Genomic DNA, 16,680 nt, shown 5'->3' on the forward strand with positions numbered 1-16,680 from the left:
CCCGATTTCCGGCGTAACCGCGGACAGTTCGCGGACGTGCCGGGACTGCCGTCCAATCGGCGTTACGACGGTCTCGTGCCGTACGGTCTGCTGTACCTATTTTCCGCAGCGACCGTCCGACGGGACGCGATCGCTGCAGGAAGGACGTACAGCGGTCCGTATCAGTCGTCGAGCCCGGAACTGAATTCGGTTACGTCATCGCATTCGAACTCGTTTTCGCTTCGTGATACGACGGTTTTCTTTCCCGCGTTTTCACCCGCCAGGCCCTCAAACCCGACATACTGGCAATATCGGTCGGACGTCACGTCGTGTATCTGTGACGGATCGACGATCGATAGTTCGAAGAACCCTATAACGGATTTTCTATTTAGAAAAATATCCTTCTCCATTCAGCACTGGATACATCCGGATACGAAACCGTTATCAGTCATACGACCCACCGTTTAGACGACAGAGTACTATGGCACGTCTCGAACTCAAGAACCTGCACGCGGAAGTCGCAGAGGACGGTGGAGAGAAGATCCTTCGTGGCGTCGACCTCGAGGTCGAGTCGGGCGAGATCCACGCCCTGATGGGTCCGAACGGCTCGGGTAAGTCGACGACGGCGAAGGTCATCGCCGGCCACCCCGCCTACGACGTAACCGACGGCGAGGTCCTGATCCACCTCGAGGAAGACGAGTTCGGCGAGGACGCCGAGATTCCCGAGGACATGCGGACCTGGAGCGTGCTCGACCTCGAGCCCAACGAGCGCGCCGCACTCGGGATCTTCCTCGGATTCCAGTACCCCGTCGAGATCGAGGGCGTCACGATGACGAACTTCCTCCGGACGGCGCTGAACGCGAAGATCGAAGAGCGCGAAGAACTCTTCGAGGAAGACGAGGAGGAAGCAGCCGAAGACGAAGAGGACGAAGGCTACGAAACCTCGCCGATGGAAGGCCCCGCCGACGAGGGCGAGATCGGCGTCGCCGAGTTCCAGGAGATCCTCCGCGAGAAGATGGAGCAACTGGACATGGACGAGAAGTTCGCCCAGCGCTACCTCAACGCCGGCTTCTCGGGCGGCGAGAAGAAGCAAAACGAGGTGCTCCAGGCTGCGATCCTCGAGCCGTCGATCGCCGTCCTGGACGAGATCGACTCCGGGCTCGACATCGACCGCCTCCAGGACGTCTCGACTGGCATCAACGCCCTGCGCGACGAGCAGGGGACGGGCATCCTGCAGATCACCCACTACCAGCGCATCCTCGACTACGTCGAGCCCGACCGCGTCCACATCATGCTCGACGGTGAAGTCGTCATGAGCGGCGACGCCGAACTGGCCGAGAAGCTCGAGGACAAGGGGTACGACTGGGTGCGCGAAGAGGTCTACGAGGCCGCGTAACCGGATCTAGCTAGACAAACCCTAAAGACCCTACAGACGTAAACCAGAACTACGAAACATTATGAGTTCCGAACAAGACCACCTCAAGGAAACCGACACCGAGGCCCGCTTCGAGTTCAAGAAAGAAGAGCGCGCCGCGGTCAAGTCCGAGAAGGGACTGACCGAGGAGGTCATCCGCATGATCTCCGAGGACAAAGACGAGCCCGAGTGGATGCTCGAGCGCCGGCTCCGCGCGCTCAAGCAGTACCAGAATATGCCGATGCCGACGGGCTGGCCGGGCCAGCCGGATCTCTCCGAACTCGATATCGAGGAGATCGTCCCCTACATCCGTCCGGACGTCGACAAGCGCGAAGGCGTCGACGACTGGACGGAGCTGCCCGACGAGATCAAAGACACGTTCGACAAACTCGGCATTCCCGAGGCGGAGAAGAACGCGCTCTCGGGCGTTGGCGCCCAGTACGAGTCCGAGATCGTCTACCAGAACATGCAAGAACAGTGGGAGGAGAAGGGCGTCATCTTCATGAACATGGACCAGGCGGTCAAGGAGCACCCCGAGATCGTCAAGGAACACTTCATGACGACCTGCGTCCCCCCGAGCGACAACAAGTTCGCGGCGCTCCACGGCGCGGTCTGGTCCGGCGGTTCGTTCGTCTACGTCCCCGAGGACGTGACCGTCGAGATGCCGGTCCAGGCGTACTTCCGGATGAACTCCGAGGGGATGGGCCAGTTCGAGCACACGCTCATCGTCGCCGAACCTGGCTCCGAGGTTCACTACATCGAGGGCTGTTCTGCGCCCCGGTACGGAACCCACAACCTCCACAGCGGTGGCGTCGAGGTCTTCGTCAAGGAAGACGCTCACGTCCAGTACTCGACGGTGCAAAACTGGTCGAAGAACACGTTCAACCTCAACACCAAACGCGCCATCGTCGAGGAGAACGGGACGATGGAGTGGGTCTCGGGCTCGATGGGCTCGAAGGCGACCATGCTCTACCCGTGCTCGATCCTCAAGGGTCGCGGCGCGACCGACACCCACATCACGATCGCCTTCGCTGGCGAAGGTCAGGACATCGACACCGGTGCGAAGGTCTACCACAACGCGCCGAACACGAAGTCGACGATCGAGTCCAAGTCGATCTCCAAAGACGGCGGCCGCACCAACTACCGCGGCCTCGTCCACATCGCCGACGGTGCCGAGGACTCCTCGACTGCCGTCGAGTGTGACGCGCTGATGTTCGACAACGAATCCACGTCGGACACCATGCCGTACATGGAGATCGAGGAGTCGAAAGTCGACGTCGCCCACGAGGCGACCGTCGGCAAGATCGGCGACGAGGACATCTTCTACCTCCAGTCGCGTGGACTGGACGACGACGACGCCAAGAAGATGATCGTCGCCGGCTTCATCGAGCCGATCACGGAGGAACTGCCCATCGAGTACGCGGTCGAACTCAACCGCCTCATCGAACTCGAGATGGAGGGAAGCCTCGGATAATCCCGAGACGACACATGAGCACGCAGGTACACGCAAATCTGACGGACGAACAGGTACGCGAGATCAGCAGTGGTCTCGACGAGCCCGAGTGGCTCCTAGAGACCCGTCTCGAGGCGCTCGAGGCGCTCGCCGAGCTCGACATGCCCGACGTCATCCGGACGCCGGGTCGCGACTGGACGAACCTTCACGACCTCGACTTCGAGACGCTGGTCGACCCGCTCGACGCCGCCGAAGAGAAAGACCAGGTCGGTCCCGACGAGGTCGAGGTCCTCCCGTGGAGCGAGGCGATCGCCGAACACGAAGACCTCGTTCGCGAGCACTTCGGCTCGACGGTCGACCCCCAGGAGAACTACCTCACGGCGCTCTCGACGGCGCTGTTTAGCACCGGGACCGTGATCTACGTCCCCGAGGGCGTCGACGCCGAGGACGTGACGATTCGTACGGAGATGAACTCCCGGTCGCTGTTCAACTACACGCTCGTCGTCACCGAGGAGTCGAGTTCGGTGACGATCCTGGAGCGCCAGGCGACCGGCTCCGAAGACGTGGAAGGCGAACGCTACTACAGCGGCGTCGTCGAGATCGTCGCCGGAGAGAACAGCTACGTCCAGTACGGGAGCCTCCAGAACCTCTCGGAGGAGACCTACGACTTCACCGTCAAACGCGGCGTCGCCGACACGTACGCGACCGTCAACTTCGTCGAGGGCAACATCGGCTCGCGTCTGACGAAGACCGAGACCTCGACCGAACTCGCCGGCGACGGCTCGGAGACCCAGATCGTCGGTGCGTTCTTCGGTCACGACGACCAGCACTTCGACCTCGACGTGAAGGTCTGGCATCGCGCCGAGCACACGACGGCCGACCTCGTCACTCGCGGCGTCACCGACGACACCGCCCGCTCGGTCTACGAGGGCGTCCAGGACGTCGGGCAAGACGCCTGGGACACGAGCTCCTACCAGCGCGAGAACACGCTGATGCTCTCCGACGAGTCTGAAGCCGACGCCTCGCCGAAGCTCATCATCAACAACCACGACACCGAGGCCAGTCACTCGGCGACCGTCGGGCAGATCGACCAGGAGGACCTGCTGTATATGACCTCCCGCGGTCTCACGCCCGAACTGGCGCAAAACATGCTCGTCGAAGGCTTCTTCGTTCCCGTCCTGGAGGAGATCGAAGTCGAGGAACTCCGCGACGACCTCGAGGAGCTGATCCAGGCCCGGCTGCGCGAGTAACGACTTCGCCCTTCCGGACCGTTTCGGAACTCGGTTCTTCTCTTCGTTTCTCTTCGACTGCGACTCGAGCGACGAGCACTTCGCCCACGTCTCGTCTGCCGCGCGTCTGCTGTCGTTTTTTGTAGGGGGACGCGGTACGACGTATCGATGCGGGCGTTCCCCGTCGAACTTGACGACGAGACGGTCGAGGAGTTAGAACGCGAGCGCGCGCTGCTCGGCTTCGAGAGTCGGTCCGCCTACGTCAGCTGGATCGTCGAGCACCGCGCATCGATCGACGAAGGCAGTGACCTGGACGGTCTTCTCGCCGCCTACCGCGAGCGGATCGCGCAACTCGAGGCTCGCCTCGCGGCGGTCGGCGAATTCGACGACGAGGCCCAGACGGAAGACGAAGACGCCCCTCCGTCGGCGGCGTCCGAACTGGATCGGTCGGACGATTCGCCGACGGAGACTCACGCGGATCCGTGCTCGCCATCGGGCCGCGGTGTGACCGGCTCCGGTGTCGTGGCGAATTCGGATGGCGGCTGGCGGCAGTCTCGAAGCGACCCGACTGTCCAGGTCCGCGGCTCACCCCAGACGACGGTCCGACAGGGTCCGACGGCCCGTTCGACCGCCGACGAGCACAGCGAGAGCGATCGAACGAACCCGGACGACGGAGCGGAGTCCCCGGACGACGGAGCGGAGTCAGCAGGTGACCGACGCAACCAGAACGAGCCAGCGAGCGGCCGAACCGACCAGGACGAGCCAGCGAGCGACCGGCCCACTGAAGAGATCGAATCGAACCTCTCTCCGGAGCGCATCGCGCGTATCCAGAACGACCCCATCGCCGAGGACGCCGGCGTCCTCGGAACCGTCGAGGTCGACCGCCTCGACGAGCTGTCCCGACGTGCCGTCGCGAAGACGCGAAAACGGCTCGACCGCGACGTCCAGACGGGCCTCGAGTACAGCTCTGCGACGGATCTCGCGGCCTCCGACGTTCGCCTCGGTGAGGACGTTGTCGACCTCGATTCGCTGTCGATCCCCGGCCGCTCGAAAGACGTCGTCGAGCGGCGCCGAGAGGCCGCCGGACACGCGATTGCGTACCTTCGCGACTGCGGGCGGGCCCGCAAGTCCCAGGTCGTCGACGCGCTCTACGAGGAGTATCCAGCGGGGTACGACACCACTGACAGCTGGTGGCGCTGTATCAAAGCAGCGCTCCGGCAGGTCGACGCCATCGACGGCGGCGACGGCGCTCGCGTCTGGACGTTCGACGAGTAAGGGGTGAGACTGATAGCTGCGGCTGGTTACCGGGACAACCGCAGGACGGTTCACGGGTGCCCCGGAATCGACTCGCACCTGCCGTTACGAGTCGTCGACCGTCGGTCCGAACTACCGTGGTGGCCACAGACTGGCTACAGAGTAGGGACCGTTAAGTATCGTCGCCCCAGAGAACGTGATATGAGTCTGGGACAGCGCGTCTCGAGCGACCACCAGCTCACCCGACTCCTCCAGATCGGAGTCGTGCTGGAAGAGGTCGTCGAGTCACGCGCCGCCCACCACCTCGAGTCGTTGCCCGCAGCCGAACGGGAGGCGATCGACGAGGAGGTGCGAGAGCTGCTCGCCGAGGCCGCCGACGAGTCGGCCGACCACCGCGAGCGTCTCGAGGCGCTGATCGACGAACTCGACGCCGAGACGGTTTCCTACGAGGATATCAACGAACTGGTCGACGCCCGCTACGGCGCGCCGGAGGACACCGATGGCGTCCTCTACGACCAGCTCTGTAACGAGGAGACGGCCTACAAGTTCTACGACGACCTGATCGAGGCGATCGAAGCCTCCGACGGGAAGTTTGCCGTCGACCGCGATCGGGTCCTCGAGACGCTTCGAGCGATCCGCGAGGAAGAAAAAGAGGGCGTCGAAGACGTGACCGAGATCATGGAGCGTCGAGCATGAACGAGGCAGCGAACGGCGACGTGACGACACGTACGGGTGGTCAGGCGTGAATACGGCAGATCAATACCTCAAGGCGGTCTACCTCGCACAGCGGATCGAAGACGGACCGGCGTCGACGGGCACGCTCGCGGACATGCTCGAGGTGAGCCCGGCGAGCGTCAACGAGATGGTCGGCAAACTCGAGGAACGCGGCCTCGTCGAACACGAGAAGTACAAAGGCGCGACGCTGACCGACGAGGGCCTCGAGCGGGCCCACAACGCCCTTCAGACGTACTGTATCATCGAACGGTTCCTCGCGAACGTCCTCGAGGTCGAACGGTTCCGGGAGGAAGCACGCGCACTCGAGAGCGTCATCGACGACACCGTCGCCGAGCGCCTCGATACGATCATCGACCGCCGGGCAGAGTGTCCGGACTGTTTCGACGCCGACGCCGACTGCTGTGAGTACCTCGAACTCGAGGTCGGCAATCAGGCCGACTGATCGACCGACACGAGGTCGTCGTAGCTCGAGCGCTCGATCCGGAAGGAGCCACAGTGCACACACGCCTGCCTGTTCAGTTCGTGCCCTTTCCCACAGTTTCGACACTCGTAGAGCTCGCCGGTAGTATGGCCTCCGAACAACCGCTGTAAGCGACGAGTGATCGTCATTGGCACGTTCTACCTGGCCAATACGGTGGTGTAACTATAGTTATCGAGTACGTACCGGTCGTCTCGGCACGACAGGCGATAACACCGCACGACGGCCCCGTCACCCGGTATTCAGTGCGTAACGCTCCTGACGACCCAGCGGGGCCTCGAGGTGACGACCGAACCTACAGCCGTTCTCGCTCTCGAGTGAACGGCGCCGTCGCCCGCTCGACGAATCGCGCGAGCCGTGCTCGCCAGCGGCTTCGGCGGGTACTCGACTCGAGTGCGTGGCGACGTTGCAGTTTCGCTCGCTCGTCGGAACGCCTGGCGAGCGTGAGGAGGCCACGCGCCCACGTCACGGCGACGACAACGGCTGTCGAGGCGTAGTACAGCGCCGTCACTGCCTGCGACGCCGTCACGAGTGCAGCGGCGACCCCGCTTGCGAACATGAGTACACCCGCGACGAACAACGCGGCGGTGATCGGTGACGCCGACGGTGACGCGCCGAGGTGTCGCTCGAGAGGCGTCCGTGGCATGTCTCGAGACACATCGTCGTGGGTAATGAAAGTCAGTCAGACGAACGTCTGTCGCGATCGGGTCGTCGAGACACTGGTGGCCAGACGAACGGAGGGTGAGGTGAGACAGTGTCGTCCGTCCTGGCCGAGTGGCGGCGTCACGCTGTACAGGTGCTGTCGTCGACGTTCCAAAGCGGGGCAGGTCTCCGTTCGCCCTCGGTCCGAAAAGTAACACTATTGTGTTCCCTGGACCAAGCCGGACGTACGGAGTCCCGTGGTGTAGTGGCCAATCATAGCGGCCTTTGGAGCCGCTGACGGCGGTTCGAATCCGCCCGGGACTATCCTGCTGCGAACAAACTCGTGAGCAGCAGGTATCCCCGGCGGTTCGAACCAGGCGAGACGAGCGAAGCGGGTCTCGACGCGGTTCGAATCCGCTCGGGACTATTACCCCGAGTACAACGACGGCCATTGTCTCGCTCTTCGGTAGTCTCGCGGAGTGATGCGCTTCGAGGTCGAGTGGTTCGAGGTTCTCCGATTTTCGGGCGACCCCGGAGCGTTCGTCTCGACCGCTGATAATCGGCTCGCGCAGGGCAGGCGTGTACTTCCGCGTACGTCGTCGCCAAAACCACTATCAAATATGACGTTAAAGAATACATATGGGAGATCTAACGGGTGTGTGTTCGGGTGATGAGGTCACCGTCAGGCTGACGAACGACGACGGAGACCTGCGAATCGACGACTCGAACCGGGAAGTGGCGGTTCACCTCGATCGGGCGGGAGAAATCGAATCCGGAGAGACAAAATCGATCACCGCCACCGTGACTACGTGTATCTATTCGACCTCGGGTTCCCTGGAGACCATCTTCCTGTCGGCGAACAGTCAGAACGGCGGGGAAACCACTCGGTCTGCCCGATCGAATTCGGCCACCGATTCGAGAGGACGGTCACGTGGGAAGAAACACACCACGGTGAACGCCAGCAGGCGAAGCAAAAGCGCTACGCGGACGAAATCGCGCGAACGGACGGAAAAACTAAACGAGTTACACCGGATCGCTACAGATCTCATCGGCGACGAACCCGTTACGGAGAAAGAAAACAGGACGTCGTCGATCGGAGAGGCCAAGAGGCGGGCAAAGAAACAGGGGAGAGATCCCGCAGTCGATCCGAAGTTACGCGACTGACCGATCCTCGAGGGTCGTCTGCGTCTGATACGGACCGCTGTACGTCACTACCGGAGCAACCGCGAGCAGTCCGGCGGCTTTCGGAAACAGGTACAGCAGGAATTCTCACTCGTTATCCTGCTCGTTCCAACCGTCGTTGCGGTGGTCGTGCTGGCTCGATACTGGGGCTGGCGACCGGATGGTGTTCTCATCGTTGCTGGAGGACTGGTCACAGGTGGAAAACACCGTGGGACGCGTTCTACGACGCCCTCGTATATGCCGTTACGACACCCTCGCACGCTAGTCAACGAACGACGAGAACGTTATCGAGTCGTCGTTGATATCGATGTGAAGTCCTTGCGCATCGCTCTCTCCATCAGACCATTCATACGTATTCTCAGGACCGTCTTCTACACGAAGGTGGACTTCGACCTGGGTGCCACTGACGACTTCCTCGTACTCCTCGGTGTCACCGGCGTCAATAGTAACTGTTTCGTCGAGCAACTTCGCGTCGTCGGACAGTTGTGTAACCTGAATACCAGCTGTTACCGTATTCGACGTCTCGTTTGCAATAGTAATGTCTGTCGTCCCACCAGAGTTTACACCTGAACACCCGGACAAACCGAGTAACGCAAGCGAGAACCCGCCGATGAACGTTCGTCTCTCGATAGACATCGCATGCGGATTTCATATCAGCTGATAAGTGTTTTTGGAAGTATCACTCGATTGGTGTAGGTGCATACCCACTTGTTGGCCAGTCCACTGTAGAAGCGGGTGTAGCGCCGGGAGCGGGAATGTGTGCAGATCTGGGCCTAGCGGACGAGCGGCTCGAGTTCTCTCAGTTTGAGTTTTGTATCAAAATTTACTAGGGTGGAAAATAAAGTCTGCAGCAGTCGACACCATCCACACGCAGTGTCGTATTTCGTGTCGACGCTTTGCCTCGAGACCACGGCAGATACGACGTCGAGTGGCTGGATGGGACTCGAGCAGGACCGCGTCTGCGCATTGTCCCGGAGCACTGTTGAACTCCTGCAACGATCGCCTGGCGGTCGACCGTCCGGAACGTCGCTTCACTCCGCCGTACGGGTCGGTGTGAACGGGATCGAACGATACTGAACAGTCCGTGAAGCGTTAAAATCCGATCGACACTGTCGTCACGTTATTTGGGACGTCCGGCACTCGAGTCCGACGCTGTCATGACGTACAATCAAAGCGAAATGCGAGACGCGATCGACTACCAGCGGGTTCGGTCGATCGGGAAGCTCCTGTTCGCGACGCTGTCGTTGCTGTTTCTCCTCTCTGTCGTATCACTCCTTCCGGGTATCGGCCTGTTCGTTCCGAACACGCCGATCACGCTGTACGCACTCGCGAGTGCGATCGTAACGCTCGCAGTCGTCGGATTGCTACTCTACGTCGCGCCGGGACTCGCGAGACTCACTCGAGCGACTCTCGGCGGGCCCGACGAGATCGTCGACGACGTCGCGTCAGTCGTCCACCTGCTCGTCGTCCTCGCCGCGGTGCTGGTCGCACACCGGGGGCTGGCTCCGGCCGTGACGCCCTTCCTCGAGGACGCTACGTGGGCCTACGACGTGACGTTCCTGTTGATCTCGCTGCCGCTGCTCGCGGTCGTCGCGAGTCAGCTCTACGCGTCGCTCGATCCGGCCGCCGACCTGTTCGCAGATCGGATCGCGGGCTCGAGTGCGGCCGACGACGCCACCACCGCTTCTACGGCGGAGAGATCGAACGCGGACGACGATTCCACCACGGAGGGATCGACCCGATGAGCGCGAGGTCGCACTCGAGTGACGGCCGGGCGATTCCGTTCGTCGCGGGCGCCGTCGCCGGCATCGTGACGTGGCTGCTGGGATATGCGTTCACCTACGTGATCGTCGCACCCGACGTTCGCGAGTCGGGACTCCATCGTGCTGTCGAAGCGTTCGACGGCGAACCGGCCACCTACGAGATGGTGGGGTGGGTCTTCTACAACGCCCACTTCGTCGACACCGTGTTCCGGAACGTCCCGCTGGTCGGGAGCATCACGACCACGTACGTCGGCGGCGAAGAGGGATTCACGCTGCTGTTGCACGCAGTACCCGCCGGGCTGCTCTTCGTCGCGGGGCTGGCTCTCGCCACCTACCGGGGCGTCGCGTCGGTGAGCGACGGCGCGCTCGCGGGTCTGGCGACCGTCCCGGGGTACCTCCTGCTGTCGGCCGCCGGTGCGTTCCTCTTCGAGGTCACCGTCGGCGGTGCGAGCGGTGCCCCCGACGCGGTGCCGGCGGTCGTCCTCGCGGGACTCGTCTTCCCCGCGATCTTCGCCGGCGGCGGTGGGGCCGTCGCCGCGGTGACGGCCGACCGGGACCGCCGGGTGTCGGAGGAGGCGCGTTCCTGACCGGCGTCGAGTCCGTAGCCGAGGTTCGACGAACGGTGACCGATCAGACGAGCCCCGCCTCGTGCATGTAGTCGTCGAGTTTTTCTGCGATCGTCCGTGCGAAGGTCTCGTCGTTGACGTCGGTCTCGAGTTCGAGCAGTTCCACGTTCTCGTCGACGCCCTCGCGCAGGGCCTCGAACAGCGCCGCGTCGGCCTCGGGATCGTAGAACTCCTCGCCTTCCACCGAGAGCATCGAGACGCCCTCGAGCGGCAAGGCGAGCGCCGTCTCACCCGTCGCGGCCGAGAGTTTCTCGGCGACGATCGAGCCGAGTTCGGCACACTCCTCGGGCGTCGTCCGCATCAGCGTCACCTGCGGGTTGTGGACGTGGAGGTTCCGGTCGCGAAACTCCTCTGGTACCGAGTCTTCGGGACCGAAGTTGACCATGTCGAGTGCGCCAGTAGAGACGACCTGTGGAATCCCTGCCTGTGCTGCCGCCTCGAGACGCTCGGGTCCGGCACTCAGGACGCCGCCGACGAGTTCGTCGGCCCACTCGGTGGTCGTCACGTCGAGGACGCCGTCGATGACGCCCTGTTCGATCAGGTTCTCCATCGCGCGACCGCCGGTACCCGTCGCGTGGAAGACGATCGTCTCGTAGCCACGGTCCTCGAGGTACTCGCGGGCGGTCTGGACGCACGGCGTCGTGACGCCGAACATCGTGATCCCGATCGTCGGCCGTTCTTCGACCTCGACGTCGGGTTCGCTCGAGACCATGCCGACGGTCGCGAGTGCGGCGTTCGAGATGACCTCCCGCGAGAGCTGGTTGAGCCCCTCGACGTCGGCGACCGAGTACATCATGGCGACGTCTTTGGCACCGACGTAGGGCTCGACGTCGCCGGAGGCCATCGTCGAGACCATCAGCTTCGGGACGCCGACTGGAAGCGCCCGCATCGCGGTCGTGGCGATCGAGGTGTTGCCCGATCCGCCGAGACCGAGAATACCCTCGAGGACGCCCTCCTCGTGGAGACGGTCGGCGACGGCGGCGGCACCCTCACCCATCGCTTCCATCGCCTCGCCGCGGTCGGCCTCCTCGCGGAGGTGCTCGAGGCTGGTGCCGGCAACCTGGGCGACCTCGGCGGCGGCGGTGTCGGGTTCGAACTCGGCCTCGGGGTCGCCCATCACCCCGACGTCGACGACGTGGACGTCCACGCCCGCGGCTTCGATCACGTCCCGGGCGAACCCGATCTCTTCACCTTTCGTGTCGAACGTGCCGACGATGACGACCGCCATGTCAGTAGTCGATCTCCTTGAACTCCCGCGTCTGGTTCTCGATGGCCTCCTCGGTCGGGAGCCGTTCGACGCTCGAGGCACCGAAGAAGCCGACCACGCCCTCGGTGTTTTGCAGGACGTACTCGGCGTCGTCCGGCCAGGCGATCGGCCCGCCGTGGCAGATGACCAGCACGTCCTCGTCGACCTCCTTCGCGGCGTCGTGGTGGGACTGGACCCGTTCGGCCGCCGCCTCGAGGTCCAGGGCCGTCTCGGCGCCGATGTCGCCGGAGGTCGTAAGCCCCATGTGCGAGACGACGACGTCGGCACCGGCCTCGGTCATTTCGCGGGCCTGCTCCTCGGAGAAGACGTAGGGGCAGGTCAGCATCCCCTGCTCGCTGGCCTCCTGGATCATGTCGACCTCCCTGTCGTAGCCCATGCCGGTCTCCTCCAGGTTCTGCCGGAACCCGCTGTCCTCGTCGATGAGCCCGACGGTCGGGAAGTTCTGCACGCCCGAGAAGCCGCGCCGTCTGAGGTCCTCGACGAAGACGTCCATCTGCCGGAACGGGTCGGTGCCGTTGACGCCCGCGAGTACCGGGGTGTCCTCGACGACGGGGAGCACCTCCCGGCCCATCTCGAGGACGATCTCGTTCGCGTCACCGTAGGGCAGCAGGCCGGCGAGCGATCCCCGGCCGTTCATCCGGTACCGCCCGGAGTTGTAGATGATAAGCAGGTCGACGCCGCCGCGTTCGGCGAACTTCGCCGAGATACCGGTCCCCGCACCCGCGCCGATGATCGGTTCGCCATCCTCGACCGTCGCCTCGAGTCGTGACAGTGACTCGTCTCTGGTAAACTCCATAGTCAACTGCTATCGCATCACGTGGATTCTTGAAGATATCGGCCGCGTGCACGTTCGGTGGAGCCGTCGCACAGTGCCCATCGCGACCGATCCCACGGTCGGCGCGGATCGCTGTGAGAGACGCCAGGTCACTGGACGGTACGTTTATTGCCCGTGGGGTGACAATATGTGTGAGAATGTCAGACAATTCGGACGACTACTTCGTCGGCAGCGAGGACGTATCGACGCAGGTGTTCGACTGGGGGACGCTCAAGTGGATGGCGACGCCCGACGTGAACGACTCCGAGCGGTTGAGCGCCGGGGTCGTCCAGCTCGAGCCCGGGAGAGGCCACGAACTGCACACTCATCCCGACAGCGACGAGGTCCTCTACGTCGTCTCCGGCGAGGGCGAGCAGACGGTCGCGGGCGAGACGCGCGAGGTCGCTGCGGGCGAGATGATCTACATCCCCGCGGACGTCGAACACGGGACGCAAAACACCGGCTGGGAGACGCTGAAACTGCTCGCGGTCTACGCACCGCCGGGACCAGAGGACGTGCTGGCGGAGATGCCGGAGTGTACGGTCGTCCCGGCTGGCGAGTTCCCCGAGCAGAACGAGTGACGGTCTCGGTCGGAAACGCGCGGCTCGAGCACCTCGAGGTGGGACTCGAGACGGAGTCGCTGGCGAACAATGATATAGCCTCCACCCGCAGGGTCAGCCACGAGCGTACCGAACGATGACGAGACACTACGACCACGAGGAAGTGAGAGAGTTCTGGCAGTACGTCTGGGATCGTGACGACGTCTTCGCGCTGCCGGAAGACGCCGACGATCCGACGTACGTGCTGGGAATGTTCCCGTACACGTCGGGTGACGTGCACATGGGCCACGTCAGAAACTACGCGATCACGGACGCATACGCCCGGTATCGACGGATGCAGGGCGACGACGTCCTCCACCCGATGGGGTGGGACGCGTTCGGCCTCCCGGCGGAGAACGCCGCCCTCGAGCGGTACACAGACCCCGAGTCCTGGACCCAGGCGTGTATCTCTCGGATGCGCGAACAGCTCGAGGAACTCGGCTTCGGCTACGACTGGTCTCGCGAGATTACGACCTGCGAACCGGAGTACTACCGCTGGAACCAGTGGCTGTTCACCCGGTTCTACGAGGCGGGGCTCGTCGAGTACGAGGCGGCGATGGTCAACTGGTGTCCCGACTGCGAGACGGTGCTGGCCGACGCGCAGGTCGAGACCGACGACACCCAGCAGGTCTGCTGGCGGTGTGAGACGCCCGTCGAGCGGCGCGAACTCGACCAGTGGTTCTTCACGATCACCGACTACGCCGACGAACTGTACGAGGGGCTCGAGGACCTCGAGGAGTGGCCCGAGGGCGTCCGGGAGATCCAGCGCAACTGGATCGGTCGTCGCGAGGGTGCCGAGATTACGTTCTCGCTCCCCGACGGCGACGAGGTCAACGTGTTCAGCACCCGCCCGGAGACCGTCTACGGCGCGACCTTCCTCGCGCTCTCGCCCGGCCACGACCTGGTCTCCGACCTCGTCGCTACCGACGACGACCTCGCCGACGCCGTCGACGCCGTCCGCGAGCAGACGCCGGGCGAGGCTGGCTACGACGGCGTCGACACTGGTATCCGGGCGACCCATCCTCTGACCGGTGACGAGCTGCCGGTCTACGTCGCCCCCTACGTCCTGGAGGACGTCGGCACCGGTGCCGTGATGGGCGTTCCGGCACACAACGAGCGCGACCACGCGTTCGCACGCGAGCACGACCTCCCGATCAGTGGCGTGATCGTCCCCGACGACGGCGAGACGGACCTGCCGGACGAACCCTACACCGGTGAGGGCATCCTCGAGGGAAGCGGCGAGTACGACGGCCTCGAGAGTGCCGTCGCCGGACGGCGCATGCTCGAGGAGGTCGACGCGATCGAACCCGCGACGACCTATCGCCTGCGCGACTGGCTCATCTCCCGGCAGCGCTACTGGGGGACGCCGATCCCGATCGTCCACTGCGAGGACTGTGGCCACGTTCCGGTTCCCGACGACGACCTCCCGGTCGAACTGCCGGAGTTCGTCCACACGACGGGGAATCCGCTCGCGGAACAGGAGTCGTTCGTCGAGACGACCTGTCCCGAGTGTGGCGGCCCCGCGCGCCGGGAGACGGACACGATGGACACGTTCGTCGACTCCTCGTGGTACTTCCTGCGATACCTCTCGCCGGACCTCGAGGACGCGCCGTTCGACGCCGGTCTCGCCGACGACTGGCTGCCGGTCGACGTCTACGTCGGCGGCGACGAACACGCCACGTTGCACCTGCTGTACGTCCGCTTTTTCACGAAGGCGCTCGCGGATCTCGGTCTGCTCGAGGTCCGCGAACCGGTCGAGCGACTCGTCAGTCAGGGGACGGTGCTGTACGACGGCGAGAAGATGTCGGCCTCGAAGGGCAACGTCGTCGCTCCACAGGAGTACGGCGCGGAGACGACACGGCTGTTCGTCCTCTCGGCGGCCCACCCCGAACAGGACTTCGAGTGGACGGCGAACAACGTCCGCGGTGCCTACGACCTCCAGCAGACGCTCTACGCGATGGTCATGTCGTTCGTCGACGAGGGCGTCAGCCGGAGCGAACGTGCGCCCCGGGACGCGTACGTCGACGGTGAGATCGACCGAACGATCGCCGCCGTGACCGAGGAGTACGAGCGGTTCCGGTTCCACCGGGCCGTCGCCGAGATTCGAGGCCTCGCGCAGTTGCTCCGTCGGTACCGGGAGCACGGGACGCCACACGGAGACGTCTACCGTCGTGGACTGTTGACCCTCGCGGCGCTCGTCTCGCCGATGGCACCCCACCTCGGCGAGGAACTGTGGAACAGGCTCCGGGGCGACGGCCTCGTTGTCGAGGCGGCGTGGCCGGAGCCGCGTCGTGACGCGTCGGCGTACCGGCTCGAGCGCCGCCTCGTCGAGACGACCCTCGAGGACGTCCGGGACATCGTCGACGTCGTCGACATCGACGATCCGGAACGAATCGAACTGGTCGCCGCAGAGACGTGGAAACACCGCGTCTACGATCGCGTCCGAAACACCGAGCGCGACGCCGACGTCGTCGACCGAGTACTGGACGACGGCACGATCGACGCGGCCGACGACGACGTCGCGGCGTTCACCGCGGAACTGGCCGATCGTCGGGCAGAACTCGACCCGCTCCTCGACGCCGAGCGCGAACTGGCCGTCCTGGAACGGGCGAGTTGGCTCTTCGACGACGAGTTCGGCGCCGACGTGACGGTTCGAAGGGCGACGGACGACGACGACCTCGCACGGAAGGCTAGCCCCGGAAAGCCTGCGATTCGCATCAGCTGATACTATCGGGCGTGAGTGGGGTCCGACGTGCCCCCACGACGGGTCGTGGCTGCGTCGACACTCAATTGAACGAACGCCCACTCTCTCGATCCCACCTTCGACTTCGAAGGATCCCGACCCCATTTTCGATGAATGAACCAGAATCGGAGGGACAAGTTTATTCAACTTGCCACGAAACGTTCACGATACGATGGAAGAGGGGGGCGATAGTGTCGACTCGTCGTATCGGACGGCGCTGAGCCAGGCAGTCGTAGAGGCCGTCGCTGATGCAGAGGACGTTCCACCAGAAGAGCTGTGCCCCCCAGAGTACGAACCGTTACACGTCGTCATCGATCCGCAGGCGCTCGACGCACTCTTCGAACCGAAAGCCGACGGGAGTCCGCGGAGTTCGGGCACGGTCTCGTTTACGTTCTGTGGCTACGATGTGACAGTCGACGACGACGGAACGGTCACCCTCGAGTGAGACACACCGGACGTGCTCGTGGCCCTCGGACCACCAGTCGACCGACTCGCCCGTGGC

16 protein-coding genes and 1 tRNA gene are annotated in these 16,680 nt (G+C 63.9%); 12 read left to right on the forward strand and 5 right to left on the reverse strand.

Annotated features, from left to right (window positions below):
- Positions 1-161: 161 nt before the first annotated feature.
- Positions 162-389 carry a hypothetical protein gene (locus MU558_RS12275; RefSeq protein WP_246966562.1) on the reverse strand — a complete coding sequence of 76 codons (228 nt, stop codon included), beginning with the start codon at positions 387-389 and terminating at the stop codon, positions 162-164.
- Between the two features lie 71 nt (positions 390-460).
- Between MU558_RS12275 and MU558_RS12280 the strand changes: the two genes are divergently transcribed.
- From MU558_RS12280 to MU558_RS12305, 6 genes are all read left to right on the forward strand, one after another.
- Positions 461-1,375 carry an ABC transporter ATP-binding protein gene (locus MU558_RS12280; protein ID WP_246966563.1) on the forward strand — a complete coding sequence of 305 codons (915 nt, stop codon included), beginning with the start codon at positions 461-463 and terminating at the stop codon, positions 1,373-1,375.
- 61 nt (positions 1,376-1,436) lie between these two features.
- On the forward strand, positions 1,437-2,867 hold the full coding sequence (gene sufB / locus MU558_RS12285) for a Fe-S cluster assembly protein SufB (protein WP_246966564.1): 1,431 nt from the start codon (positions 1,437-1,439) through the stop codon (positions 2,865-2,867).
- A gap of 14 nt (positions 2,868-2,881) precedes the next feature.
- Complete coding sequence (gene sufD, locus MU558_RS12290; RefSeq protein ID WP_246966565.1) at positions 2,882-4,096, forward strand: Fe-S cluster assembly protein SufD; 1,215 nt, start codon at positions 2,882-2,884, stop codon at positions 4,094-4,096.
- 147 nt (positions 4,097-4,243) lie between these two features.
- Positions 4,244-5,350: a hypothetical protein gene (locus MU558_RS12295; protein WP_246966566.1), complete on the forward strand. Its 1,107-nt coding sequence runs from the start codon at positions 4,244-4,246 to the stop codon at positions 5,348-5,350.
- 180 nt (positions 5,351-5,530) lie between these two features.
- Complete coding sequence (locus MU558_RS12300; RefSeq protein ID WP_246966567.1) at positions 5,531-6,025, forward strand: M41 family metallopeptidase; 495 nt, start codon at positions 5,531-5,533, stop codon at positions 6,023-6,025.
- 46 nt (positions 6,026-6,071) lie between these two features.
- Complete coding sequence (locus MU558_RS12305) at positions 6,072-6,506, forward strand: metal-dependent transcriptional regulator (RefSeq protein WP_246966568.1); 435 nt, start codon at positions 6,072-6,074, stop codon at positions 6,504-6,506.
- Between the two features lie 331 nt (positions 6,507-6,837).
- Here the strand turns inward: MU558_RS12305 and MU558_RS12310 are convergent, their stop codons facing one another.
- Positions 6,838-7,188 (reverse strand): hypothetical protein, encoded by a 351-nt coding sequence (locus MU558_RS12310; protein ID WP_246966569.1) that lies wholly within the window; start codon positions 7,186-7,188, stop codon positions 6,838-6,840.
- Between the two features lie 247 nt (positions 7,189-7,435).
- On the opposite strand from MU558_RS12310, the gene MU558_RS12315 reads away from it, so the two are divergent.
- Positions 7,436-7,508: transfer RNA gene (locus MU558_RS12315), tRNA-Gln, on the forward strand.
- A gap of 1,119 nt (positions 7,509-8,627) precedes the next feature.
- On the opposite strand, the gene MU558_RS12320 is transcribed toward MU558_RS12315, so the two are convergent.
- Positions 8,628-9,002, reverse strand: coding sequence for a hypothetical protein (locus MU558_RS12320; RefSeq protein WP_246966570.1), 375 nt, complete (start codon positions 9,000-9,002; stop codon positions 8,628-8,630).
- Between the two features lie 521 nt (positions 9,003-9,523).
- Between MU558_RS12320 and MU558_RS12325 the strand changes: the two genes are divergently transcribed.
- Both MU558_RS12325 and MU558_RS12330 read left to right on the forward strand, forming a co-directional pair.
- Positions 9,524-10,111 carry a hypothetical protein gene (locus tag MU558_RS12325; RefSeq protein WP_246966571.1) on the forward strand — a complete coding sequence of 196 codons (588 nt, stop codon included), beginning with the start codon at positions 9,524-9,526 and terminating at the stop codon, positions 10,109-10,111.
- Entirely contained in the window at positions 10,108-10,716 is a 609-nt protein-coding gene (locus MU558_RS12330; RefSeq protein WP_246966572.1) for a DUF7978 family protein, read from the forward strand. The genes MU558_RS12325 and MU558_RS12330 overlap by 4 nt, the downstream gene beginning before the upstream one ends.
- 43 nt (positions 10,717-10,759) lie before the next feature.
- Here MU558_RS12330 and MU558_RS12335 read toward each other — a convergent pair whose 3' ends face one another.
- Together MU558_RS12335 and MU558_RS12340 are read right to left on the reverse strand one after the other, a co-directional pair.
- Positions 10,760-11,983, reverse strand: coding sequence for a Tm-1-like ATP-binding domain-containing protein (locus MU558_RS12335; RefSeq protein ID WP_246966573.1), 1,224 nt, complete (start codon positions 11,981-11,983; stop codon positions 10,760-10,762).
- Position 11,984: 1 nt separating this feature from the next.
- Positions 11,985-12,818: a phosphoenolpyruvate hydrolase family protein gene (locus MU558_RS12340; RefSeq protein WP_246966574.1), complete on the reverse strand. Its 834-nt coding sequence runs from the start codon at positions 12,816-12,818 to the stop codon at positions 11,985-11,987.
- A 176-nt stretch (positions 12,819-12,994) separates the two neighbouring features.
- Here MU558_RS12340 and MU558_RS12345 point away from each other — a divergent pair, with 176 nt between their 5' ends.
- From MU558_RS12345 to ddfA, 3 genes are all read left to right on the forward strand, one after another.
- On the forward strand, positions 12,995-13,417 hold the full coding sequence (locus tag MU558_RS12345; RefSeq protein ID WP_246966575.1) for a cupin domain-containing protein: 423 nt from the start codon (positions 12,995-12,997) through the stop codon (positions 13,415-13,417).
- Positions 13,418-13,532: 115 nt separating this feature from the next.
- Positions 13,533-16,160: a leucine--tRNA ligase gene (leuS, locus tag MU558_RS12350; RefSeq protein WP_246966576.1), complete on the forward strand. Its 2,628-nt coding sequence runs from the start codon at positions 13,533-13,535 to the stop codon at positions 16,158-16,160.
- 190 nt (positions 16,161-16,350) lie between these two features.
- Positions 16,351-16,623, forward strand: a complete 273-nt coding sequence (gene ddfA / locus MU558_RS12355) for a DdfA family disk-determining factor (RefSeq protein ID WP_246966577.1) — start codon at positions 16,351-16,353, stop codon at positions 16,621-16,623.
- The last annotated feature ends 57 nt before the right edge of the window (positions 16,624-16,680 follow it).

The sequence above is a fragment of the Natribaculum luteum genome (assembly GCF_023008545.1).
GTDB classification, from domain to species: domain Archaea; phylum Halobacteriota; class Halobacteria; order Halobacteriales; family Natrialbaceae; genus Natribaculum; species Natribaculum luteum.

Coding starts and splice junctions, on each gene's coding strand:
- leuS (WP_246966576.1), top strand. CDS start 13,533: ATGACGAGACACTACGACCACGAGGAAGTGAGAGAGTTCTGGCAGTAC.
- MU558_RS12310 (WP_246966569.1), bottom strand. CDS start 7,188: ATGCCACGGACGCCTCTCGAGCGACACCTCGGCGCGTCACCGTCGGCG.
- sufD (WP_246966565.1), top strand. CDS start 2,882: ATGAGCACGCAGGTACACGCAAATCTGACGGACGAACAGGTACGCGAG.
- MU558_RS12340 (WP_246966574.1), bottom strand. CDS start 12,818: ATGGAGTTTACCAGAGACGAGTCACTGTCACGACTCGAGGCGACGGTC.
- MU558_RS12275 (WP_246966562.1), bottom strand. CDS start 389: ATGGAGAAGGATATTTTTCTAAATAGAAAATCCGTTATAGGGTTCTTC.
- MU558_RS12345 (WP_246966575.1), top strand. CDS start 12,995: ATGTCAGACAATTCGGACGACTACTTCGTCGGCAGCGAGGACGTATCG.
- MU558_RS12300 (WP_246966567.1), top strand. CDS start 5,531: ATGAGTCTGGGACAGCGCGTCTCGAGCGACCACCAGCTCACCCGACTC.
- MU558_RS12330 (WP_246966572.1), top strand. CDS start 10,108: ATGAGCGCGAGGTCGCACTCGAGTGACGGCCGGGCGATTCCGTTCGTC.
- MU558_RS12280 (WP_246966563.1), top strand. CDS start 461: ATGGCACGTCTCGAACTCAAGAACCTGCACGCGGAAGTCGCAGAGGAC.
- ddfA (WP_246966577.1), top strand. CDS start 16,351: ATGGAAGAGGGGGGCGATAGTGTCGACTCGTCGTATCGGACGGCGCTG.
- MU558_RS12295 (WP_246966566.1), top strand. CDS start 4,244: ATGCGGGCGTTCCCCGTCGAACTTGACGACGAGACGGTCGAGGAGTTA.
- MU558_RS12320 (WP_246966570.1), bottom strand. CDS start 9,002: ATGTCTATCGAGAGACGAACGTTCATCGGCGGGTTCTCGCTTGCGTTA.
- sufB (WP_246966564.1), top strand. CDS start 1,437: ATGAGTTCCGAACAAGACCACCTCAAGGAAACCGACACCGAGGCCCGC.
- MU558_RS12325 (WP_246966571.1), top strand. CDS start 9,524: ATGACGTACAATCAAAGCGAAATGCGAGACGCGATCGACTACCAGCGG.
- MU558_RS12335 (WP_246966573.1), bottom strand. CDS start 11,983: ATGGCGGTCGTCATCGTCGGCACGTTCGACACGAAAGGTGAAGAGATC.